The 24,028-nt window shown below is 48.8% G+C and carries 22 protein-coding genes and 1 tRNA gene; 16 read left to right on the top strand and 7 right to left on the bottom strand.

Annotated features, from left to right (window positions below; translation table 11 throughout):
• Window positions 1-968 (bottom strand): ABC-F family ATP-binding cassette domain-containing protein (locus B2633_RS13245; RefSeq protein ID WP_483171188.1); only part of this gene is annotated, 968 nt, incomplete at its 3' end.
• Between the two features lie 146 nt (window positions 969-1,114).
• On the opposite strand from B2633_RS13245, the gene pflB reads away from it, so the two are divergent.
• From pflB to B2633_RS13190, 11 genes are all read left to right on the top strand, one after another.
• On the top strand, window positions 1,115-3,343 hold the full coding sequence (pflB, locus tag B2633_RS13240) for a formate C-acetyltransferase (protein WP_483171190.1): 2,229 nt from the start codon (window positions 1,115-1,117) through the stop codon (window positions 3,341-3,343).
• A 27-nt stretch (window positions 3,344-3,370) separates the two neighbouring features.
• The gene (pflA, locus tag B2633_RS13235) at window positions 3,371-4,111 is read left to right on the top strand and encodes a pyruvate formate-lyase-activating protein (RefSeq protein ID WP_483171186.1); all 741 of its coding nucleotides are present in this window, start codon (window positions 3,371-3,373) and stop codon (window positions 4,109-4,111) included.
• Between the two features lie 472 nt (window positions 4,112-4,583).
• Window positions 4,584-4,659: transfer RNA gene (locus B2633_RS13230), tRNA-Ala, on the top strand.
• A 145-nt stretch (window positions 4,660-4,804) separates the two neighbouring features.
• Window positions 4,805-5,695, top strand: a complete 891-nt coding sequence (locus B2633_RS13225) for a recombinase family protein (RefSeq protein ID WP_483171185.1) — start codon at window positions 4,805-4,807, stop codon at window positions 5,693-5,695.
• 254 nt (window positions 5,696-5,949) lie between these two features.
• A complete protein-coding gene (locus B2633_RS13220) occupies window positions 5,950-6,192 on the top strand; it encodes a helix-turn-helix domain-containing protein (protein WP_483171184.1) in 243 nt (80 codons plus the stop codon).
• 3 nt (window positions 6,193-6,195) lie between these two features.
• Window positions 6,196-6,918, top strand: coding sequence for a hypothetical protein (locus tag B2633_RS13215; protein WP_483171182.1), 723 nt, complete (start codon window positions 6,196-6,198; stop codon window positions 6,916-6,918).
• A 10-nt stretch (window positions 6,919-6,928) separates the two neighbouring features.
• The gene (locus B2633_RS13210; protein WP_483171181.1) at window positions 6,929-7,768 is read left to right on the top strand and encodes a serine/threonine protein kinase; all 840 of its coding nucleotides are present in this window, start codon (window positions 6,929-6,931) and stop codon (window positions 7,766-7,768) included.
• An 18-nt stretch (window positions 7,769-7,786) separates the two neighbouring features.
• On the top strand, window positions 7,787-8,998 hold the full coding sequence (locus B2633_RS13205) for a hypothetical protein (RefSeq protein ID WP_483171180.1): 1,212 nt from the start codon (window positions 7,787-7,789) through the stop codon (window positions 8,996-8,998).
• Window positions 8,999-9,079: 81 nt separating this feature from the next.
• Window positions 9,080-9,688, top strand: coding sequence for a hypothetical protein (locus tag B2633_RS13200; RefSeq protein ID WP_483171179.1), 609 nt, complete (start codon window positions 9,080-9,082; stop codon window positions 9,686-9,688).
• A gap of 798 nt (window positions 9,689-10,486) precedes the next feature.
• Window positions 10,487-10,864 (top strand): BlaI/MecI/CopY family transcriptional regulator, encoded by a 378-nt coding sequence (locus tag B2633_RS13195; RefSeq protein WP_483171177.1) that lies wholly within the window; start codon window positions 10,487-10,489, stop codon window positions 10,862-10,864.
• Window positions 10,818-13,304, top strand: a complete 2,487-nt coding sequence (locus B2633_RS13190) for a M56 family metallopeptidase (protein ID WP_483171176.1) — start codon at window positions 10,818-10,820, stop codon at window positions 13,302-13,304. Before B2633_RS13195 ends, B2633_RS13190 begins: the two co-directional genes overlap by 47 nt.
• 471 nt (window positions 13,305-13,775) lie before the next feature.
• Here the strand turns inward: B2633_RS13190 and B2633_RS13185 are convergent, their stop codons facing one another.
• Window positions 13,776-14,633, bottom strand: a complete 858-nt coding sequence (locus B2633_RS13185; protein ID WP_483171175.1) for an alpha/beta fold hydrolase — start codon at window positions 14,631-14,633, stop codon at window positions 13,776-13,778.
• Window positions 14,634-15,183: 550 nt separating this feature from the next.
• Here B2633_RS13185 and B2633_RS13180 point away from each other — a divergent pair.
• Window positions 15,184-15,933, top strand: coding sequence for an alpha/beta fold hydrolase (locus B2633_RS13180; RefSeq protein ID WP_483171174.1), 750 nt, complete (start codon window positions 15,184-15,186; stop codon window positions 15,931-15,933).
• A 135-nt stretch (window positions 15,934-16,068) separates the two neighbouring features.
• On the opposite strand, the gene B2633_RS13175 is transcribed toward B2633_RS13180, so the two are convergent.
• From B2633_RS13175 to B2633_RS13165, 3 genes are read right to left on the bottom strand one after another with little or no spacing between them, the layout of a single operon-like run.
• Window positions 16,069-16,794: an ABC transporter permease gene (locus B2633_RS13175; RefSeq protein WP_483171172.1), complete on the bottom strand. Its 726-nt coding sequence runs from the start codon at window positions 16,792-16,794 to the stop codon at window positions 16,069-16,071.
• A 3-nt stretch (window positions 16,795-16,797) separates the two neighbouring features.
• Window positions 16,798-17,547 carry an ABC transporter permease gene (locus B2633_RS13170; protein ID WP_483171171.1) on the bottom strand — a complete coding sequence of 250 codons (750 nt, stop codon included), beginning with the start codon at window positions 17,545-17,547 and terminating at the stop codon, window positions 16,798-16,800.
• The gene (locus B2633_RS13165; protein ID WP_483171170.1) at window positions 17,544-18,446 is read right to left on the bottom strand and encodes an ABC transporter ATP-binding protein; all 903 of its coding nucleotides are present in this window, start codon (window positions 18,444-18,446) and stop codon (window positions 17,544-17,546) included. Before B2633_RS13165 ends, B2633_RS13170 begins: the two co-directional genes overlap by 4 nt.
• 158 nt (window positions 18,447-18,604) lie before the next feature.
• On the opposite strand from B2633_RS13165, the gene B2633_RS13160 reads away from it, so the two are divergent.
• The gene (locus tag B2633_RS13160; protein ID WP_483171169.1) at window positions 18,605-19,318 is read left to right on the top strand and encodes a response regulator transcription factor; all 714 of its coding nucleotides are present in this window, start codon (window positions 18,605-18,607) and stop codon (window positions 19,316-19,318) included.
• A 41-nt stretch (window positions 19,319-19,359) separates the two neighbouring features.
• Window positions 19,360-20,577 carry a sensor histidine kinase gene (locus B2633_RS13155; protein WP_483171168.1) on the top strand — a complete coding sequence of 406 codons (1,218 nt, stop codon included), beginning with the start codon at window positions 19,360-19,362 and terminating at the stop codon, window positions 20,575-20,577.
• Between the two features lie 33 nt (window positions 20,578-20,610).
• Here the strand turns inward: B2633_RS13155 and B2633_RS13150 are convergent, their stop codons facing one another.
• Complete coding sequence (locus tag B2633_RS13150; protein ID WP_483171189.1) at window positions 20,611-20,742, bottom strand: TetR family transcriptional regulator; 132 nt, start codon at window positions 20,740-20,742, stop codon at window positions 20,611-20,613.
• A gap of 198 nt (window positions 20,743-20,940) precedes the next feature.
• Between B2633_RS13150 and B2633_RS13145 the strand changes: the two genes are divergently transcribed.
• A complete protein-coding gene (locus B2633_RS13145) occupies window positions 20,941-22,674 on the top strand; it encodes a RyR domain-containing protein (RefSeq protein ID WP_483171167.1) in 1,734 nt (577 codons plus the stop codon).
• A 6-nt stretch (window positions 22,675-22,680) separates the two neighbouring features.
• On the top strand, window positions 22,681-23,736 hold the full coding sequence (locus tag B2633_RS13140; RefSeq protein WP_483171166.1) for a TIR domain-containing protein: 1,056 nt from the start codon (window positions 22,681-22,683) through the stop codon (window positions 23,734-23,736).
• 25 nt (window positions 23,737-23,761) lie between these two features.
• Here B2633_RS13140 and B2633_RS13135 read toward each other — a convergent pair.
• A partial coding sequence (locus B2633_RS13135) for a winged helix-turn-helix domain-containing protein (protein WP_483171165.1) occupies window positions 23,762-24,028 on the bottom strand: 267 nt, incomplete at its 5' end.

The following is a 24,028-nucleotide window of genomic DNA, read 5'->3' as shown; positions in this document are numbered from 1 at the left end:
ATTTCGCCGCTGTCCTGCCGGCTGTGCAGTTTCCAACTATGCTGCCGTATTTCCTGAGCCGGTCTTTGCAGGCGCTCCAAACGGCTTAACTGTGACTGCCGGCCCCTGGCCTGGCGGGCTTTAATGCCGGAGCGATAGCGTTCAATATAGGCTTCAGTTTCACGAATCTGTTCCTGCTGCTTTTCAAAAGCCTTTAACCGAGCCTGGTCTTGGGCTTCCGCCTTAACGATATAAGCAGAATAATTGCCTTCAAAAGCACGCAGTTTGCGTTCCCGCAGTTCAAAGATCTTGTTAACCACCCGGTCCAGAAAACGGCGGTCATGGGAAACCACCAGTACCGTGCCGGAATAGTCGTTAAGGTATTCCTCCAGCCATTCCACCGCACTCATGTCCAAATGATTGGTGGGCTCATCGAGCAGCAGTATGTTAGGACTTAAGGCCAGTAGCCGCGCCAGATCGAGCCGGGTTTTCTGTCCCCCGCTCAGTTCCCCCAAACGCAGATCGTACTGGCAGGGATCAATGCCCAGGCCGGCCAGGATGCGCCGGGCCATGGTCTCACAGGCATAGCCGTTGCGGTCATGGTATTCGTCCTGCAAAAGGCTGTATTGTTTGAGCAGCATATCCACATCACCGCGGCCGGAACTGATAGCCTGCTCCAGCTCGCTTAAGCGTTGCCGTATATCCAACAAATCGCTAAAGCTGCCCATTACTATATCCCAGATAGTTTCCTCCGGGTCTCGGGGGGGAAGCTGCTCCAAAAAGCCGAGCTGTTGGTGCTTGCCCAGCATTACGTTCCCATGCTCGGCCTCCAGTTGCCCGCTTAAGCACTTTAACAAAGTGGTCTTGCCGCTGCCGTTGGCGCCGACCAGCCCCGCCTTTTCACCTGCCTGCAAGGTCATATTTATATTGTCCAGTATAGGCCTGCCAGCCAGGGTTTTACCTAATCCGGCAGCTTGTAAAATAATCATCAAATCACCCGCCTGGTTTTTTCCTATACAAATATAACACGATAAATCACCCCGGTCATCTTCTATAGCGGGAGGTATAGCTGATCCTCGCCGAGTAAATACCGGCCCCGGCGAACATACTAAAGACAATAGCCTGTGGAGGTGGAATTATGCAATCCTGGCATGGATTTATAGGGGGCTGGTGGCAAAGGGATATTGATGTCCGGAATTTCGTGCAGAAGAACATTACTCCCTATTCGGGAAATGCCTCCTTTTTAAGCGGTCCTAGCGAACGGACCCGTTTATTGTGGCGGCGCTGTCAGCAGCTGATCAAGGAAGAGTATCAACGCGGCGGGGTTTACGATATTGATGCCGACACCCCGATCACCATCAACAGCCATAAACCCGGGTACATCGATCAGGATCTAGAGGTTATTGTTGGCCTGCAGACCGATTATCCCCTCAAAAGAGCCATCCAGGTTTACGGCGGGCTGCGCACCAGCATCAGAGCCTGCGAAGCTTACGGCTATAAATTCAACCCTGAAATGGCGGACTTATTCCATCAATATCTGCGCACCCATAACGAAGGGGTTTTCACCGCCTATACCCCGGAAATGCGCCTGGCCAGAAGAGTGGGGATAATCACCGGGCTTCCCGACGCCTACGGGCGCGGCCGCATTATCGGCGATTATCGCCGGGTGCCTTTATACGGGGTAGCGCGGCTTATAGCCGATAAGCAGCATGATCTGCACAAGCTGAGCACCGCCATGGATATCGGCAGCATCGGCCAGCGCGAGGAGCTGTTCGATCAGATACAAGCCCTGAAGGATATGCAGGCCATGGCCTTTGATTACGGTTACGACATTTCCCAACCTGCTGGGACCGCCCAGGAGGCCGTGCAGTGGCTGTATTTTGCCTACCTGGCTGCGGTCAAAGAACAAAACGGCGCCGCTATGAGCCTGGGGCGCATCTCAACCTTCCTGGATATTTATCTGCAGCGCGACCTGGAGCGAGGGGTTATCAACGAAGAACAAGCCCAGGAGCTCATCGATCAACTGGTAATCAAGCTGCGCCTGGTGCGCCACCTGCGAACCCCGGAATACAATCAGCTATTTGCCGGGGATCCCAACTGGATCACTGAAGCCATCGGCGGCTGTGATGTAAACGGGCGCCCCCTGGTGACCAAGACCAGCTATCGTATACTGCAGACCCTGTATAACCTGGGGCCCAGCCCGGAGCCCAATCTGACCATACTTTGGTCGCAGCAGCTGCCCCGGCCTTTTTTGGAATTCTGCGCTCAGGTCTCCATCGACACCAGCGCCCTGCAATATGAAAATGATGACTTGATGCGGCCTATTTACGGGGATGACTATGGCATCGCCTGCTGCGTGTCGGCTATGGTGATGGGCAAACAGACCCAGTTCTTCGGTGCGCGCTGCAATCTGGCCAAACTCCTGCTCTACGCTATAAACGGCGGTATCGATGAAATAACCGGGAAACAGGTGGGGGTCGAGATGGGGGTTTATCCCGGGGATGTTCTGGACTTCAATGAAGTGATGCACCGCTTCAAGATACAGATGCAATGGCTGGCGGAATTATATGTCCACACCATGAACACCATCCATTACATGCATGACCGTTATGCCTACGAACGGGTGCAAATGGCCTTGCACGACAGCCGGGTGCATTATTTCATGTCTTTTGGCATTGCCGGCTTGTCGGTTGTGGCTGATTCATTGAGCGCCATACGCTATGCCCGGGTAAAACCGGTACGAAACGCGCAGGGGCTTATAGAGGACTTCATCGTCGAGGGAAACTACCCCAAATTCGGCAATGATGACGACCGGGTGGACAGCATCGCCGTAGAGCTGGTCAAGGAATTCGCCCGCTATCTCAAGCAGTACCGGGCCTACCGCCAGGCGGAACACACCCTTTCCATTCTGACCATCACTTCCAACGTTATGTACGGCAAACATACCGGCTCGACCCCGGACGGCCGCAAAAAGGGCGAGCCTCTGGCCCCGGGGGCAAATCCCCTTCACGGCCGCGAAGAGCATGGGGCGGTGGCAGCCTGCAATTCGGTGGCCAAACTGCCCTATGATTACGCCCGCGACGGCATATCCTTCACATTTTCTATCGTCCCCTCGGCTCTGGGAAGAAGCCGGGAGGAGCAGATCAACAACCTGCTGGCCTTGTTGCACGGCTATTTCGGCCAGGGCGGGCACCATATCAATGTCAATGTGCTGCAGGTTGAAACCCTGAAAGAAGCCATGGAAAATCCCGAACGCTATCCGGACCTGACCATTCGCGTCTCCGGGTATGCGGTGCACTTTATCAAACTGACCCGCGAGCAGCAGGAAGAGATCATTACCCGAACCTTTTACGGCCGTATGTAAAGTTTTAGACTCGACCCGGGAGGCATTATGCAAGGCAGAATCCACTCCATAGACTCCTTTTCGACCCTTGACGGGCCGGGCATACGCATGGTGGTGTTTTTGCAGGGCTGCCACCTGCGCTGCCGGTATTGCCAGAACCCCGACACCTGGGAGCAAGACTCCGCCTCAACCGTTCATCACAGCAGCGAAGAACTGATGGCTTTGGTTCGCCGCGGTCTGGGTTATTACCGAAATTCGGGCGGGGGCTTAACCTTTTCCGGAGGCGAACCGCTGCTGCAGCACTGCTTTGTGCGCGAGGTATTCGAGCGCTGCCACGGCGAAGGTATCCACACCGCTCTGGACACTTCATTATATGTGCCCCCTGGCCGGGTCCAGGCAGTGCTGCCCTTCACCGACCTCTTTCTTGCCGATATAAAGCACATCAGTACTGCACAGAGCCGCTACTTGACCGGGCAGAGCAATGATTTAAACCTCGCCAACCTGAAAGCCGTCAACGCCGCCGGAACCCCGCTCTGGATCCGCTATGTAGTGCTGCCCGGATACACCGATGCCGAAAAGGACATTATCGCTCTGGCCCGACTCCTGGCTCCATTGAATGCGGTGAAAAGAATTGAACTGCTGGCCTATCATACCCTGGGAGTGCACAAATGGGAGCTGCTCAATCTGCGCTATGAGTTAAAAGAGGTCCAGCCGCCCGCAGCAGATGAAATGAACCGCCTGCAGGAGATCGTGGCGGAAATCACCGGTAAACCGGTATACATATCTTGACTCCTGATTTTTTGCCATAATGTCAACCCGGATTAGCCCATGCAGATAGTATATTTTTATTTCTTTATCGCAGCCTAATAATGAAAGGAGGTCTAAAGGATGGCCAAAAAAGGCAAGAAAGACAAGGTCATGGAACAAGGCACCTTCACATCACCCCGAAGTGAGAATGTAATGCCCTCTGAAGAAAAGAAATCCACCAAAAAATCCAAGAAATCTTAAGGAAGATGCAGCCGGACCGTAGGGTCTGGCTGTTTTTTTAAAGACATAGTCAGCCCTTACCCGGAGATTTGCAGCCGATTCTAATTAAAGGAGTGCTCAGGGGGTAGCAGCCTTGCATAGTCAGGCCAGACTTATCTGAAAAACAATTTCGACTTGAGTATTCATAGGCCGGCAGCCCTTGTATAATCGAGGCCAGACCTATATAATATGAATGGTGCATTTCACCAGGGAGGCACCGGCAACTTAAATATGTGGGGGCGTGGCTCAGCTGGGAGAGCACCTCGTTCGCAACGAGGGGGTCAGGGGTTCGAGTCCCCTCGTCTCCACCAAGTTAAAAGCTACATTTTCTTGTGAAAAGCGCACAAGAAAATGTAGTTTACTTATGTATTAGCAATCAAAAAATATGACTTCGACATGACGGGTCTTTGACAGTCATGTCTTTTTATTGGTCAAAAAAGAAAGGAGACTAATTTCATGAACAACAATATTGTTATTGAAATACCGCCTATCAAAAAAGAAGTTTTGCAGGTTGCCGCTTACTGCAGAGTCAGCACAGCTTATGAAGAACAACAGACCAGTCTTGATTCGCAGATTCAATATTATACAGATTACATCAATAATCATGAGGGCTGGGTACTTGCGGGTATCTATTCTGAGCAGGCGTCGGGTACGCGCTTTGATAACAGAACCGCATTCAACCGGATGATGAAAGACTGCCGAGCCAGGAAAATTGACTATATTATCACCAAGTCCATCAGCCGTTTCGGGAGGAATACCCTTCCCTTTTTACGGAGCTTTAATGAACTACTCGGTCTAGGTATTACAATTTATTTTGAAATGGAGAGGTTGGATTCGTCTGATTGGAGAATGCGAAAAATTATTGCCGCCGCTGCAGCTGTTGCTCAAAGTGAAAGTGAGTCGAAGAGTGCGAATATCAAGTGGGGAATTCAACGCAGCTTTGAAAAAGGTCATGTAAAACTGAACCATACCAACTTCCTCGGTTACACAAAAGATGCAAATGGCAAATTGGTTATTGTTGAAGAAGAAGCCAAAATAGTCCGGTTTATTTATGATTTATACCTGAAAGGCTATGGCTGCCGCAAGATTAAATCTTACCTTGAAAAGAACGACATAAAAACGGCAACCGGAAAGTCCGAATGGAGTACTTCCACCATTGATCGGATTCTTTCCAATGAGAAATACATCGGAACAGTATTATCCCAGAAAAGCTATGTTGAAAATTGCCTGACTCATAAACAGGTAAAAAACAACGGTGAGTTGCCGATGTATCTTATGGAGAATAATCACGAGGCGATCATAAGCAAGGAGACTTTTGAGGAAGTTCAACACAGGAAATTTTTATAAATTAGTTGCTTGTTAGTTAAATCTCCCAATTTCGAGGGGCTTTGAAGGATTAAAACTGCTTTTTCTTCTTATGCGTTTTTATAGGATAATGTCAAAAACTCTATATTAAAGGTTGGGCATCATTGGGCACCAAAGGGATTAATCACTGCAGATATTTGCACATGTAAATAAAAGCAGGTGTGAAAATATACAGTTGCAGTTATCTGCACGTTGTGATATGCTACCGATGTACCGCTATAATCGGAGGGGATGCAATGCCAGATGTCGATTACGGGCATATTGAAATACTGATTGTTGACCTTCTACAAGAGCGTCAAATGAGTAAAAATGCCTTGGCAGAAAAAGCAAATCTTCAAAGGACGCAATTAAATGCATATTGTAATAATAAAATTAAGCGTCCCGATTTTGATGTGTTGTCTCGAATCTGCTTTGTGCTTGGCTGCGAGATTAACGATGTCCTAAGGTATATCAAACCGAATAATGAGGGGCAGGTGTAATGGTTGGAAATTATTGAGGTATACGATAACTATACTTTTTTAGGAATTAATTCGAGGCCCATAACAGAGGGGCAAGAATTTGAGATGGTTAGCGAATTCATAAACTTTAGAAAAGATAGCTTTAAAGCTACTTCTCAAAAGCAGCTAATTATTTTTATTGAAACAAAAATTAATGATGCATACCCGGATGTAGTTTTTGCTGAGTATAATCCTCAATTCTATGAGAATTGGAATGATAATAGAAACAAACTGTCTACCAATGATTTAAAAATACTGCATTTTATTTTTTCCAAAAGGAATGTGACCTCTCAGCGAGTAGTCAGAGAATTATCCATTCAGTATAGAACGCTTTTACAGTCATTAGAGGCGCTTATGGACGCACAACTTGTTGATCGAAAAGATGGGTGTTGGATTGTTCGTAATAGGAGCAATATCTTTGGGGTAAAACGTATTGAAGCCGTGGAGGCAAAGATAAGCAAGTGGGACAAAGTAATGCAACAAGCCATTTTAAACAAAACATTTGCCTCTGAAAGTTTTGTGCTGTCCAAGAGAAAACGGGAGCCAGACTCAAATGTTGTTGAGAGAATTAGCTCGTTTGGAATTGGGATTTATCTTTATGATGATAAGCAGTTTTCTTGTTATTCCCCTGCGAGCCATAACAGATTCCCATCTAACTATAATTCAATATACTTGAACGAGTGCATTGGCCGAATTCTGAACAACTGAGGAGGTATGGATGTTGATTGGTGAATTGATAAAAAAGTATCCTTCGCTGAAAGTCATAAAAACATATCCCGAATCAGGCCAAAAATGGGTTTATTTGGTTGATACTGATGCATATGGCGTAGTAATGTTGAAAATTATCAAAAGGATGGATGAGAGGATACAGCGTGAGATAGACATTGTTAACCAGAATGATATCCCTGGTGTTCCTAAGATTAAAGAGATTTCTTCTTTTCAACATAACGGGATAGAACACCATTACCTTTTCGAAGAATACATAGATGGCGAAACATTGACAGACGTTTTTAAGCGCGGCCCTCTCAATTTGCAACAGAGCCTTAAATTGTTCGAAGGTTTGCTCATTGTTGTAGCAAAACTCGAATCACTCGGTATTGTGCATCGGGATATCAAGCCAGACAATATTATCTGTGCAAAAAACGGCAGCTATTGCCTCATTGATTTTGGAATTGCAAGAAATTTAAACCTTACTTCATTGACACTAACGGCTGTTGCGGTAGGTCCGCATACTCCTGGATACGGTGCACCGGAGTTGTTTCAATATAATAAGACTAAAATAAACAGCAGGGCAGATTTGTTTTCAATAGGTGTAGTTATATATCAAGCTATCTTTGGAAAGCATCCGTTTATCACCGGCAAAGAAGCTGACCTCAATGAAGTCTGGTATCGAACGGCAACTGTAACACCCCAAGACTATCTAATACCGGGTGATACAGATAGTCAGCTTATTGGACTGATTCAAACTCTGATGCAAAAACAGGTTAGCAAACGTCCCCCAAGCGCACAAAAGGCGTTGGAATGGTATTATACAGTTTTAGGAACGCTGTCGATCTAAGCAGGAGGTGGGTATTAGATGGAATTGTACTTACAATTTGGACATGGAATGAAAGCTCTCACGCTTGATTTGGCCAAAAAGTGGAATGGTGCGTCGGTCATTTTAAGTCCACGGGACATGACGACCGATCAATTGACGGCATGGAGTAAAGATTTTGAAAAGGCTGGGGTCGAGTGTTATTTTGATCCACAATGTTATTGTCCCAAGAGCGAACTGAAACGCTTAGTTCAGTATGGATACTGGGATTGTAATCTCAACACGAATTTGCAGGCGGGTGATACTACAATCGACAAACAAATTAAAGAAATAAAGCGTTATAACGATATTGCCAATACAAAAGTGTATATTTTACCAAGTATTCTAAACAATTATGACCCGGAGTGGGCCAATCGATTCATTTCCCAATCCAAACGGTTTATTGAAGCTGCACATAAAGTGATGAATGATAAGCCTGTGTTCACAACACTTGCTTTACCAAAAGACTTTTTAGTTCAAAGCGAGGCAACCATTGAGCCGGTATTACAAGAAATCCTTGAACTTGACGTCAACGGATACTATGTCATCGCAGAAGCCTTAGATAGAAAGTATTTGATTGACAATCCCATGTGGCTTTCCAATGTGCTTCATATCTGTGCAACACTAAAAATAGCCGGTAAAAAGGTCATTTATGGATATGGAAACCATCAGTTGTTGCCGATATCTTTATTAAAAGCAGACGCAATGGCTTCGGGAACGTGGCAAAATGTTAGGAGCTTTACTAATAGGTTTGTCGACCTTGATGAGCAGAAGAGAAAAAGCACTTGGGTTTATTATCCGGAAGCACTTTCTGAGTATAAGCTATCATTTATGGACTGGGCTTTTAATAATGGATACCTGTTGTCAATGAAGTCCAAGGACAAAGATTTTTTGGATGAAAGTATCAATAAAATTTTCCAATCATCTGTTCCTCCATCTGCTACTGGTTTTAGCGAAACTGATGCGTTCAAACACTACCTTTGCTGCCTCAAACATCAAATATATCTTCTGAATAAGCAGAGTTATAAAGAAGCATTTGAGAGCTATGAAGTGCTATTAACTACTGCGGAACGAGAGATTGAGCGTCTCGAAAAAGGCGGTGTGTACGCGCAGGCTCGAAGTTTTAAAAACTTTATCGATGTTAATCGTGCTGCCATTACTCGATTGAATCAAAATCATGGATTTGCTTTAGGTATGTCTTGGAAATCAATGTAGGAAGCTTTCTGTCAACACAAGGGCTGCTACATTTTTGTATCTTTACATACAGGATGGAAAGGTTTTGGCGGTGGTGTAAATTTGATCACGGGGTTTTCAACTGAAAGAACTGCAGAATATATCGTTTTACATGACTTATATGAGAGGATCAAAAGCCATAGCTCTTTCTTCTATCCCTTTTTCTATCAACGAAATAGGGATGACACTAAACTTTCATTGGAAAACAAGCTCGAGGGATTACATCTAATAATTTGCTTTGCAAGACGGACTAAAACATATTCATCCGATGCCGCTTACTCAGCAATTACATTTCGTTCATCGCTATTTGAGCAGACAAATTATTTTTCGGCCTTGGGCGTTGCGACTATTGTTGGTGCACCTACAGGGACAAGCATAGCTCAAATTGGCTTTGGCTGTACATGCCGTTGGTTTCAGCTATATCCATCACATGATGAAAACTATATTACCTGGGAGTTTGTTGATGGCATACCATACGCACCACCAGGCAACCATATAAGCATACTAAGCGATAGTGGTTTGTTAGAGCTACTTGATCAAGCTCCTAAGTTTAGCTGGATTGAAGTGCTTTCCATTATACGCGAATGGAATCATATGTATAAAATGACACACCCAACAGCGTTGTTTAATTCTATTCCGGGACAGAAACCTGTTTTTATAGTTTATAAATAAAAGACCTTTCATTATAGAAACAACAGCAAGAAGCTGGAGTTCCGGTCAAGACATTAATTAGGCAAAACAGCCTCTCTGACCAGACATTTTATCGCTGAATACTATTGGGAATGGCATCTATATTCACCTAACTTCTCACAATTTGTCTGAAAACGTTGAAATTTCAGGCGCGAAAAGCATCGGACTTCCGGTGCTTTTCGCGTTTTTTGATAGAATTTAATAAAAAAAGAGGTTATCCGGCCAGGATTCCCTCGATAAGTGCCTTTGTTCCTATCATATTTAATTGCTCTTTTTAGATTGTAGGCAAGAAAACTAAGGCCAATCTCACCTGTAACCTTTCTAATTCCCCTGCATAATACATAGTGGGCGCCACCATACCATTTTACTGCCTGTTTCACAAAGAGAAGCATGGGTAAACCCAAGGACAGGAAGGTCCAGACTGTCAACAAGGGCATCAATGACGCGGACCGGATTATCTTCAGAGATATAGTCCTCAATGCAGTCTGGAAGAAAGGTGATCTGCCCCCTCGATTCTTTCTGAATGTACTGCATAGTATCACTTCAATCATTGACTTTTACACGTTTATTATACCATAAATTATCCCATCTGGAAATGTATAGGGCTACTTTTCGGACAGTCTCACCAAACGCCGTTTTACGGCGTTTTTTGCGTTTGGCAGGAGAATGCAGCCGAGGCGCTTGGTCAAGGAAAATTTTTTTTGATACGCTTGACAAATATAGGCTACTGCCGTAAACTTTAATCATAGATGACTCGAGTAAACTTTTGGAGGAGACAGTATGAACCAGCTTGCCAGTAAAATTCAGGATTCCGAGCTTGAAGTAATGCGTGTGCTTTGGGAGTCAGGAGACCCCCTGCCGCTCATTGAAATACGCCGTGTGCTTTCCTCACGCTGCGGGTGGGAAGATTCCACAATAAAGACTTTGCTCCGCAGACTGTTGGCAAAAGATATCGTCAAGCTGGAAAGGCGTGGAGTATACAGCGCGATTGTAACAGAAGAAGAATATAATCAGTGGTCTACACGAACTTTCGTGGAAAAGATTTTTGCCGGCAGCGCAAAAAACCTGGTGGCATCGCTGGTGTCGGGCGGTCAGCTGGACGAGAAGGACATTGAAGAGCTTTCCACGTTGTTCAACGCGGGTGGAAAACATGAATAATGCGTTCATAACAATCCTTTCCCTGTCGGTATCCGGCTCTTTACTGGCGCTGGTGCTGCTGCGTCTTGTTGTGCCGATTAGCGTGCCTGTGAATATGATGGATTCCTTGTTTGGCTTCGGCATGGAAAATCCAGGCGTGAACAGCACAGTGACTGAACAGACCGGCCTTCCGGCGGGAACCGGAACCATGCAGATAGACGGACAGACAGCCGTTCCTTTCGATACACAAACCCTCCCGGCAGCACCGCAGCAGAACAAGGCTGCGGATTCACACCGGCTTTCGAGCGTATGGAACCTGGTCAGGGATAATCTTTTTTGGATATGGCTGGCGGGTGCGGTTGCCAGCCTGGTGTGGTTCAGTACTGCGTATACATGCTTTTCGCGGCGCATTCGGCGCTCCTGCGCAGCACCGCACAGCGGCGACCTTGCGGTATTCGAACAGATGCGCGGAAATCATCGCCTCCACATGGCCTGCAGCAGCCATGTCTCCACGCCGATGCTCATTGGCATTCTGCGCCCGGTGATCGTCCTTCCTCAGCTTGCCTATGTCCACAGCGGCAAGGGCGGAGAGCTTGCGAACATACTGCGTCACGAGCTTATGCATTACAGGCGGAAAGATGTGCTTTACAAATGGCTGGCCGTAGCGGTGACGTCGCTGCATTGGTTTAACCCGCTTATGCTGCCGATCCGCAGAGAAATCAGCCGGGCCTGCGAACTTTCCTGTGACGAGGCGGTCATAAGCGGAATGCCGGCAGATGAAAAGCAATCCTACGGAAACACGCTGCTCGCGCTCTCGGCAAACAGGAAGCTGCCGTCAGGCATTCTGGCCACAACCTTATGCGAAGACAAGAAAGAACTGAAAGAAAGGCTGATCAGCATTATGCAGCACAAAAAGAAATCCAAATGGGCAGTTGCCTTGATGCTTGCTTTGGCTCTCCTGCTTACGGGCTGCGCCGCCGTGCTCGGAAACGCAGGCAGCGCGGTTATAGATGAAAACACGGCGCAGTATACAAAAGCCGGCATAAGCGATATCGCCGCGCCCCTGCAATCTGCAGCCGAAGAATTAGTGAAGACCTGCGACTTCCCTGTTTTATTGCCGACTTATCTCCCTTCTCCCAGCGATGGGAAAGAGTGGTCCGTTTCTCCTGAAGTAAAAGACGGGAGCTTTTCCATACAGCTCTATCAACTGCCTTTGGGGAACACGAGCCGGGCACGCTCGGATGCGGATTGGTACGGCGTCCTTTCCGGCAATGTCGGCGAACCTTCTGAACAGCCGCTGGAAACGCAGTTCAGGACCGGCGACAATATTACGATAAATAACATCCGCCTGCCCGACGAGATCAACGGGAGAGAATACATCGGCGACCCGGACGCTGCCGGCGGCACGGCCATCACCTGGCAAAAAGACGGGTGGCGTTTTTTCGTCACCGCGTATCCTGACGGTGGTTCGAGCACAGCGAACTATGCCCGGCAGATCATAGGCGCGATAAAAGACAGCGGGCAGGCCCTGACCGGATCGCAGGGAATGCTTTCCTTCATTTACAACGGTAATATGCCCATGACGGAAGCCTCCTGGGAAGCGGAACCCGGTGTATGGTACGCGATTAATGCACGGGAGCCCAACGACGTGATCCCGCTCCTGCAAAGCATGAAAAAGATTGGCGTCAACCCGGCCGGATCTTCGTCCGGGGAGAACAAGATCTATTACTCGTACGATATAGGCGTCGCAACCAGATTGGAAGCCAGTGCGACATCTTCCCTGAAAGCGGACCTGGACGGCGACGGAGAGAAAGAAACCGCCGAGCTCATCGCAACGGCGCGTGATTCGAGACAGTGGACGTTTGTCTACAGGGACGGCGAAACGGAAGTCTCCGTCCCGGTTTTTGAGGGATACGGCTTTGGAGTCGGAACTTCCATTGCGGCGGGGCATATCGTGGGGACAGATTCGGTTGATTTTCTCGTGTCGCTAGATACGGCGAGCACCATCGGCAGCCAGCATTATGAGCTTTACAGCTTATGGGACGGGATCCTTAAAAAAGTCGATGTATCTAAAATTACAGACGGTACGCCGTTTGAGATAAGCGTTGACGAAAGCAATCAAGCCGCGCGCCTCACGGCAAATGGCTCCGAAAAGGCGGTGAGACTTTCCGACCTCGAACTATCAGCTTATCAATATTACGGGGAGGAACTCTTTCAGAACGGGGAGGAACTCTGTCAGGCTTCCTTTATTGAAATGAAGCTTCAAAGCGTCCCCGGCTCTTATCTGCCCGAGCTTGTCACGACAGAAATGATCGCGGCCGTGCTGCCGAACGATCTGACTTATCTGCACACGATATATCACTATACCGGCGGCGAATGGAAGATTCGGAGCGTGGAATTTTACGATATGAATGCGGAAGCGGACCGCCTAGTGGAAGAGATCAGAAGGCTGCCAAAATGACGAATCAAATTCGCAGCGTACAATGGCGACTATTACGAAATAGGTGTTTTCGGCATAATTGCAGAACGCCGGTTTTAACTTCTATAAAAGGCGGCGATGCCACCGCGAATATGAATGCGGCATCTATATTTACCTAACTTCTCAAAGAAAAGGACATCTTTTGATATAATGAAAGCCACCTATTAGGGGTGGCTTTCATCGTACCTATGTCTGAAAGATCCCGTAAAACGGGGTTTTGGGTAATTACTGCCTTCTCATTGAAACCTCGCGGCATAGCGCGGCCAACTCGAAATGGCTATGATTGCTTACTTCAAGCCTGCAAGGCAAAAAAATTGCATCCCCCTCTTGCATTTAGGAGTATTTTAGCAAGGTACAAATTTTGCCGAATGCAATCCTTTATCGGAAATGCACCTCCCCGTTTTTGTTAATGAAAACGACGCGTTCAACGCATGGTTCCAAAAAGCTTCTTATTTATAATTTTCTCTCAAGATACGATTGTAGGGCATTTGCGAACTCTTCCGGACGTTCTTTTTGAGGCCAATGCTTACATCCTTCCATTAAATATATCTCACAATCGGGAATCCCCTTGCTGGCAAGATGAGCGCCTTTTACAGGAACGGCTTTGTCAAGAGAGCCGTGTATAAGCAATGTGGGGGCACTTATTTCTTCAAGCCTCCCAAACAAATCTGTCGTGAAGCCCGCAGGCGTAATCTCGCTTCTCTGAAAGGAGATGAATGGCTTTCCTGCATCAGGCTCCAGCATGGCTTTATGTATTTCAGCGACCAAATCTTCGCTCACCTTTGATTTGTCGCCAAATAAATTGTATTTTAAGGAGAATCTGATAATGGATGGATATTTGTTCGTCCATGCGTACAAATTGTCGTTGAACTTTGAACGAACAAACCAATGAATTGGCCGATGCCATGGCAATTTTTCAAATAATCCCCAGGCGTTAACCGGCACAAGAACCCTAATAAGCTCCGGATATATTAGCGCCATATTCAGGCATATACCGCCTCCTAAGGACAGCCCGATTAGGATAACGGGTTTACCCCCAAATGTTTCGATGATGCCCTTGACGATATCTGTATAAAATGCCAATGTATATTCGCCGTTTATCCGGTCGCTTGCTCCATATCCCGGCAGATCCGGCGCGATGACTTGATATCGGCTGGATAGCAACGGGATCACCTCGGCCCAGGAAAGCATTGCTGAATCCACACCAGCGCCATGCAATAGTACGATCGTATCGTTACCGTCTCCGGCGCAATAGCATGTTATACCGACGCCATTGACACGGATATGTTTTTTCTCAATTTGGTTACTCACTTATATCACCTCCACCATTGCTTCCAGTAATCATCTTCACGTATGTTGCAATAAGCTTTCTGGAATCTGTATTCACATCATCTTTGCACCAAAGCATGGAGGTTCTTTCCAAAAGTCTCAAGTTTTAAGCGATACGATTTTATCTCAATGAGGGTTACGTACTATATACTGTGGCATATTTTATGGAAGTATATGCGTTTCCTTATTTAAATTTCAAAAGACTCAAAAGCAGCGCTTTCTAGGTTATGGGAAAACAGCCTTTTTAACAGATTGGCTTAAACGAGCTGATGACGTGTATATTGCGATAGCAAGACAAGCCAACAACCCATCCCGCTCTCAGGTGATTTTCGAGCCGCGTCATATCATTAACCTTGAGATAAATATTGGCTGCGAAACGCTGTTCTGGAAGCAACCGATTGTAAAGCAATGCTGCTTCCGTTTTTTCTGTATATATAATATAAATTGAAATTCGGGTGAATTATATGACTAAAAGCACCCTGCGAACAGGAATTTGTCAGGAAGAGTTATACCCTGCGAAAGGATATTAAAAATGATATTCGAAGGAACTGCAAACAAACAAATGCCCACAATTATTTTGATGCATGGCGGCGGCCTTTCTTCTTGGTCCCTGCAAAGTGTCGTTGAACATCTACAATCTGAATTTCATATAGTTACCCCTATCATTGATGGCCATGGCGAGAATGGCGATGAGGAATTTGTAAGCATCCAGGATTCCGCTGAAAAACTTATCGATTATATTGATGCAAACTATAATGGTAAAGTATTCGCAGTTGGTGGATTGTCAATCGGTGCACAAATAATAACAGAGGTCTTATCTCAAAGAGCAGATATTGCACAATATGCCATTATTGAAAGTGCATTGGTATATCCAATCAAAGGAACTGCGGCTATGACTATTCCGGCATATAAACTTTTATATGGATTGGTTAAGAGCAGGTGGTTTTCCAAACTGCAGGCAAAAACGCTTTGTGTTCCTGACGATATGTTTGAAAAGTATTATCGAGATAGTCTGAAAATATCAAAGCAATCGCTGATCAATATAACATTGAGTAACGGTAATTATAACTTAAAAAACAGCATTGAGGATACCCAATCAAAGGTTTTGATTATTATCGGAGAAAATGAAATTGGAGTTATGAAAAAATCTGCCCAACGGTTGCACGAAGCCATCAAAGACAGCGAGCTTTACATCGCACCGGCAATGAGACATGGCGAATTGAGTTTAGTGCATCCTAAAAAGTATGTTGAATTGCTGAAGTCGTTCTTTGCTCAATGTTGAAGGCTTAATAAATTTCTGTTTATCGCCAATCAAGACATAATGGAAGGGCCAGCCACTCCAATATGTCTTGATTGACCCTCCCCATTGGCTGAGGCCAATGGGGAGTTTTGCTTCTTGCTCAAAATCTCATGACAATCAGACATCTTTCTTTTTTAGCCACCACACGGCGAACAGCGTCGGCAATAGTGTAAACACAGCGCAGGAAACAAAAAATGGAAGGGTATCTCCGGCCGTCAGGTACCCGCTGCCGTTGGCATTCATACCGAGTGCCAGCAAGGAATAGGGGCAGAAAAGTCCCCATCCCGAACTCGCCATGACAAGCCCCAGGATGCCTCCCATCAGTGCGATCCCCACGGGGATGGCAAAGCTTTTGACGATCATTGAGAGGGCCAGTTGCACCGACGCGATGGATAGGCCCGCGCACGCACCCAGAAGAAGCCAGCGTGGTAAGTCGGAAGGCACCGCGCCCGGCAATCCCGCATATTTCCCGCAGGCAATGAACAGCGCGCCGGTGAGCGTCTGCGTCAGAAGGACCAGTCCCGCTGAAACGATGAGCTTTCCCGTGAAAATACTCTGCGCCGAAACCGGAAGGGTCATCAGGCTGTTCCAATTGTTTTCCCGATGTTCCAGCCGCCATTGATAAGCGCACAGCACGCCGATAAGCGACGGCAGGAAGAAGAAGCTGGAAAAGATTGTGTGCTGCGTCCATAAGCTGTACCATTCTTTTGTGAGGATACTGATGTTCTGAAGATAGTTAAAGGTGCCCATAACAGCCGCCAGAAGCGGCAGTGTGAAAAAGGCGATCCATACCGGCGCGCGGCGCAGCTTTAGGATTTCAATTTTTACGACAGTGAACAGCACGGCTTACACCTCCCTTTTAACAAAACTTTTGCGGCCAAACCAATATAAAATCACGAGGGCGGCGGTGAGCAGCGCACAGTCCGCGACCGGGAACGGCGCCCGGTAATACGTCACGATGCCCGCGGCCCGGTCCCAGTCCATGTGCACCGTGGAAAGCAAACCGTAATAGGCGCTGGGCACCAGCCGCATGACCCACGCCGGAAAGAACATCGCCATCAGGCCGAGAAAGCCTGTGATGAGCCCCGCGGCCAGCGGGATGAACTGGTTGACGTGCCGCAGCGCAAGGATTTGAAGAAACAGCGCCAGGAACAAGCTGCACAACAGCTGTGAGCCGAAATACAAGACGAAGTCCGCGGTCGGCGTTGGGGAACCGAAGCCTTTGACGTGTCCCATCAGCAAAATGACCGCTATCTGGAACCCCACTGCCGCTGCAAGATGAATGCCCGCGCAGAGAAACTTCGCGTCGAACAGCGTGCCGGAGGGTTGCATCGTAAACAGTACCTTCAGGGCGCTGCCCTTGTGTTCGATGTCACACAGTCTGGAGACAAGCACCGCGGTCATCACGGGCAGCACAATGGAATTAAGCATGGTAAACTGGTACAGACTCTCCAGGTACCCCTGGACAAGGTCGCGGGCATCGATGCGCCGAAAGGCCCATATAAGCCACAACGCCTGCATCCCGCTCATAGCCGCAACAATGAGCCAGTAATGCTTGCGACGGGCCTTATAGAATTCAAGCCGCAGCATGTTCATAAAGCCGCCTCCGTTCCGGTCATCTCCAGAAAGATGTCCTCAAGGCTCTTTTCGCGCTGTTCCATGCGCATAATCCCTATGCCGTTTTGCGCCAGTAAAAGGCTTGCCTCTGCCGCCTGTTCGTCCGTAAGCTGCGGCAGTGTAAGCCAGCCGTCCGTGCCTTTGGAATTCGGCAGAAGCGTTGCGGCCCGCTCGTTGTCGCTGGTGCGCAGCGCCAGATGGCGGCTGCTTTTGGCATGCAGAGACGCAAGGGTGTCCTGAAACACAAGCTCGCCTTTTCGGATGATGCCCACATGGTCGGCAATCTGGCCGATCTCAGACAGAAGATGACTTGATACCATTACCGTCATGCCATACTGAGCAGGGAGAGATTTAATCAGCTCCCGCATTTCCTGTATCCCGGCGGGGTCGAGGCCGTTTGTGGGTTCATCCAGAATCATCAGCTTTGGCCTGCCCATCAGCGCGGCGGCGATTCCAAGTCGCTGCTTCATGCCCAGAGAAAATTTCGAAGCCTGTTTATTGCCAGTCCCGGTCAGTCGTACCGTGTCCAGAGCCGCATCAATTTCTCCCTTGGGCAGGCCACGCAGCGAACGCACGATCTCCAGATTCTCCCGGGCCGTAAGATGGCCGTAATAGCTGGGCGAGTCGATGAGGGAGCCCACATTTCGAAGGACGGACAAGCGGTTCTTCTCGTTTACGTTCTGTCCCAGCACGCAGATATCTCCCTCGGTGGGATGCACAAGTCCCAGCAGCATCTTCATTGTCGTGGTCTTGCCCGCGCCGTTCGGGCCAAGAAAGCCGTATACCGTTCCGATGGGAACGGCAAGACCGATACGGTTTACGGAAACTTCCTGTCCATAGCGCTTGGTAAGGCGGTCGGTAGTAATACAATAGTCCATAGCAGATCTCCTTCCTGTTTTCCTCCACAGGATACCGCGCCCGCCTTACATGTCGCTGACGACAGGCTTACATTTACCTTAAATTTTCAGTTTTTCCGCAGCGGCGCAACAGCAGACTATTATAATAGAAGCATAAACGGCAGAAAGGAGCGGGTACTGTGCAGGATATACACGAAGCGCGGCTGCTTCTGGTGGATGACGAGCCGGAAGTGCTGGCCATGCTGGATACCCTGCTGCGGCAGGAAGGATTTGATCAGATCAGGACCGTGCTCACTGCGGCGGATGCTTTGACCGTCGCACAGGATTTTGCGCCGCAGGCAGTGCTGTTGGATGTGATGCTTCCGGACGGCGACGGTTTTGGACTGTTTTCGCAGCTGCGGCGGCAGGCGGACGTCCCGGTACTGTTTCTTTCCGCGCGGGACGAGGACGAGGCGCGTCTGCGGGGGCTGGGCCTTGGCGCGGATGATTATATCACAAAACCATTTCTGCCTCGGGAGCTGACGCTTCGCCTTCAGGCTGTCCTGCGCCGTACCTATATGACCGAGCCCTCTTCGCCGGAACGGATTCTTCTTGGCGGCGTGACGGTGGATATGAGCAGTGGCGCCGTGACGGGAAACGGAGAAGAAAAGATACTGACCGCAAAGGAATACGCATTGCTTTCCAAGTTGAACGAAAACCGTGGCCATATCGTCACGATGGACAGCCTGTGTTTGGCGGCGTGGAATGACGAGAACATCGGCTATGATAACACGTTGATGGTACACATACGCCGCCTGCGGGAAAAGATCGAAGCTGATCCTTCCCACCCGCGCTGGCTTATCACGGTGCGCGGTCTGGGATACCGGCTGCTGAAGGAGGCGAAGGCGCCATGAAGCCCAAACGCGCACTGCACAGCGCATTGCGGCTGGCAGCCTTGCTGGCGGCTATTTTAGCGGTAGGTTTGGTGGTGAACATCGGGCTATTTTCCTATGCGGTCGTTACTCTTTCAGATAAAGGAAGTGAGCCGCGGGTCTCCCCATACGCCGAGGCACTGGGGCATACCAACGGCGGCTACATGCTTCCTGAAGAAATAATGGATGCTCTCGCGGCAAACGACTATTGGGCCATGCTTATTTCCGATGAAACGGGAAAGGTCGTATGGGCGTATGAAAAACCTGTAGAAGTAGCGGAGCAGTATACCCTTTCCGATGTGGCCGTTTTTTCCCGCTGGTATCTTAACGATTATCCGGTCAAGGTATGGGGTGTGGAAGACGGCCTGTTTGTACTGGGCGCACCTAAGGATTCGGCCTGGAAATATCCGCTGGAAATGCCGGTTGCACAACTTTATTTCTGGCCCGTTTGGTTTGGGGTGGCTCTGGTGTGTAATTTTCTTGTAATTCTGACCGTATCCGTGCGGATGACGGGACGCTGGCACAAAAACAGGGACGCGGCACGCGCCGAATGGATATCGGGAGTTTCTCACGATATCCGGACACCGCTTTCGGTGGTGCTCGGCTATGCCGCGAGCCTGGAGAACGGAGGTGCTCTGCCGGATAAGCAAAGGCAGCAAGCAGGTATTATCCGCCGCAAGGGAGAAGAAATGCGTTTGCTTATTGCCGACCTGAATCTTGTAAGTCGTCTGGAATACGCCATGGAGCCGCTGCAAACCGAACGTCTTTCCATGGCTGCGCTTGTCCGCGAAGCGGCGGCGGATTTTCTGAATGCCGACCTGGATGAAAAATACCCTGTTGAGGTAGAAATCGACCCTGCCGCCGTAGCTTTGCAGCTGCGCGGCGACAGGGCGCTGCTGGTTCGCCTGCTTAATAATCTGATTGGCAACAGTGTACACCACAACCCGCAAGGCTGTTCGATTCGGATTGAATTATGCGCGGAAAGAAAACTGCTCCGGCTGACTGTTCAGGATGACGGAACAGGCTTTTCTGATGAGCAGTTGGCGCTTTTAAACCGGAATACGCTTCCCGAAGCATCTTTGGGTCATGGGTTGGGGCTTCGCATTGTGAAGCGTATTGTGGCGGTCCACGGGGGCCGCGTCCGCTTCAGAAACGACCCCTCCGGAGGCTGCAGCTGTACGGTGTGGTTAAAAGCAGATAGCAAAAAACGGAAATTTCATATTGATTCCTTGGTTTTATAATATCGGAACTCATAACGGGATGGCCTCTTTTATTTATTGATAGAGTGCTTGATCATGTGCTGCTGCGATAGCGGCGCGGTAGATAGCCTCCTTGCTAGGGAAATAACGCAACAGCCCGGCTTTCGAATACTGTATGGCATCCGCGATCTGCTGCAAGGACGGCATATGAAAAAAGCAAACATCGGACTGTAGAATTACTTGGCGGACAAATGACTGCAGCATCCAAAGTGGATGAGGTATTGGTTACTTATTGTTCCAGTGCGAAGACATCACACCCCTCTGGCATTGCAGAAAGCGCTATATTATATAATAATGATCCTGTCGCGGCATTAGGTTCGGTAGATATAGTTGGAGGGTAAGCAAATGAATGATATGAGCAAATATGTCGAACGATTTTTTAACGAGCTTGAGGTTTTTGAGGACGTGAAGCGCGGCCACTGCTACAAAATATTCATGCGTCAGGCTATATTCGAGTTTCTAAAGCATGAAACAAAAGAGACCGCGTTTGCGGTTTACCGCACATTTTTCGACAGCTATCGGATCAGGCTACCCGGAGCATCAAATCCTTTTATCGACCTGCTGGATGTGCTGAAAAGCTACGAAGAAAACGCCGCGCTCCTTATTGATAAGCAACGCGATCACTACATTCATTCCGTCAATGTTTTTATTCTCGGCCTTTGCGTTCATGCGCAGAATACCCATTACCGCGCCGCTTTTCGCAAAATCATACTGGGCGCAGACGACTATCCCCATGCCTACAGTACAAAAAACGAGGAGTTCTTTTACCGCTGGGGGCTGGCCTCGCTGTTTCACGACGTAGGCTATCCCGTGGAAATCGTTGGACGGCAGATCAATAAATTTATCGATTTTACCACAGCCGTGGAGGACGAAGGCGAACTTGTTAATGTCCAGCTTTCATTTGCCAATTTTGACAGGCTTAACCGCATTTCCGAAGTGATTCCCAAGCGTGAATTTACGCGCTGCTATTTTGACCGTTATGAGGACAGCGTATATATCGATACGCTCAAGCCCGTGGATCTACTGGCGCATAGAATCCATACCTCCCTTGACATTGACTTGAAGGCTGTCAAATACGCGCTGGATGATTTTGTCCACGTGATGGCGAAATTCGGATTTGTCGATCACGGCTATTACAGTGCCATCATTGTATTAAAATGGTACGGTTATCTGATCCAATCGGCGAACTACAAGCCGGAGTATTTTTTCTGGCCTGTTCTGGATAGCGCCAGCGCTATTCTTCTGCACAACTGCTATAAGAATATGATGCAGAAAAAGCCCTTTCATCTCGGCGCGCTCAGCCCCTCCACGCACCCGATCGCATTCCTTCTGATCCTCTGCGATGAGCTTCAAGAGTGGAATCGCGAGGCCTATGGCATCCAGGATAAGCAGCGCACGCTGGCCGCAGAAGCGAGGCTCACAATTACGGACAGCCGATTGGATCTCACATTGATCACCCATAACGGCTCGCTATCGGTGGATTTCTCAAGAGAAAAGAAAAAATTACTCTACAGGCTGCTGGCGCTGGATGAACTCTTTAACACGGTATCCATCCACTGCAAGGCGTTGAAAAAACCGACGCTTCCACCTAAGTACACAGGAATCATTCCCCGTCCTGCATTGGACGACCTTGAGCGGCTGGCCCGTGCCATACATGAGTTATACAATGAAAAACAACAGGAGCGCTATTCCGATAAGCCACTGAAATATCCTGATTTTGATACGCTGCCCGACGCGCTGAAATATTCCAACCTGCGCCAGGCCATGGACATCCCGGAAAAGCTGCGTCATATGGGCTTTGTCATGGGCCCGGCGGACCCCGCGAAGGAAAGCGTTGCCGAAATCCCGCCGGAGTATGTGGAGGTTCTGGCCCAAAAAGAGCACGAGGCGTGGGTTGCCGAACGGATGTCGACAGGCTGGACGCCGGGAGCGGTTGTGGATGCAGCCAAAAAGCGGACCCCCTATCTTGTTCCTTACCATAAGCTGCCGGACGACATCAAACAGCTGGACCGTGACCCGGTGCAGAACATGCCCGTGCTGCTTGCGCGCATTGGCATGGCGATATATCGAAAGGAGTAACTGAATATGGGGATTTTTGACCGATTTAAAAAACAAGATAGCCCGGCTGAGAGCATACTTATCCCAAATGTAGGGCGGATGCCTTTCCCGGCCTACCGGGGGAATGAGCGGTACATTTTTATCAGCTATGCCCACGTGGACTCCGAGAAGGTGTTCGCGCAGATCAAGGGCTTCAACGAAAACGGCTACAACGTCTGGTATGACGAGGGCATTGCCCCGGGGAACGAATGGACGGACGAGATTGCCGACGCATTGGAAAAATGCTCGTTGTTCGTGGTTTTCATCACGCCCGCGTCAGCTGGCTCGCTAAATGTACAAAATGAGATAAACTTTGCTATCGGCGATAAAAAGCCGTTTCTTGCCATCCATCTCGAGGAGACCGTCCTGCAGGGGGGACTCAAGCTGCAGATCGCAACCAAGCAGGCCATTCTTCAATACAAGATGACCGAGGAGGAATACCTCTATAAATATACCTCCGCGTTCAAGCGGCTGGGAATGCGGCGAAACGTGGGCTATACCCCGCAGGCGCCGCAAACGCCCGCATCACCGGCCGGCCCGGCGGCAGAGAGCTGGCCCGTTACCGCGCACAGCAATCCCGCTGTCGGCGCGCCAATCGGCCATGACATCATAACCATCGGCGACTTTCAGATCGAACACGGGCTGCTGAAGGAGTATCTGGGAACCGAACCGAACATCAAGCTGCCGGACGAGGTGGAAATTATCGGGCGCACCTCCTTTGGAAAAGGGAGCAGGTTCATCGAAACGGTCGACCTCAACCGAACGGGGGCACTGCTCAACGACGCGTTTTTAAATTGTCCGAACCTGCGTGAAATCAAAATTCCCCGCTCCGTCACCACCATTTTGCCCAGGGCCTTTGTCAACTGCCCCAAGCTGACGCTCTATTGCTATCGGGATCACCTGCCGGCGGTGTTTGAGGATCATTTCGGCGGCAAGGAAATCATTTATCTGGATGACGATTCAGAGGCGGCGAAAGCCGCTGCCTTTGGCGCGTGGGTCGGAAGGCAGAAGGAGCTGGAGCAAAAAAACGGGGAAAACAGCTGAGCGGCAGAATAATTTCTGGCGATTCTTAAGCAAGCGAATGCAAACAGGAAAAGATCTGTTTCACCACGATTGCCCAAATCATTATTAAATGGAAATAGCTTCCCGGCACATTGTGAATTTTGTAAACGCCCCCGGCCTCGTCGCAGGAAATGAAGGCGTTTTCCCGCCGCAGCTTTTTGAGGATTTCCCCGGCGTGGTTTTCCTCCGTCACATAACGCGCCTGTTCCGTCGTAAAGGCGTCCATCACGGAGAGGCGCAGCAGGAATTTTGGTACCGTCAATAGTCTTTCGCA

Origin of the sequence: Syntrophomonas sp. UBA1041 (assembly GCF_002316705.1) — a bacterium.
Lineage (GTDB): Bacteria > Bacillota > Syntrophomonadia > Syntrophomonadales > Syntrophomonadaceae > DTU019.
The sequence above is the reverse complement of the archived record's forward strand: the minus strand, read 5'-3'. Positions and strand labels throughout refer to the sequence as shown.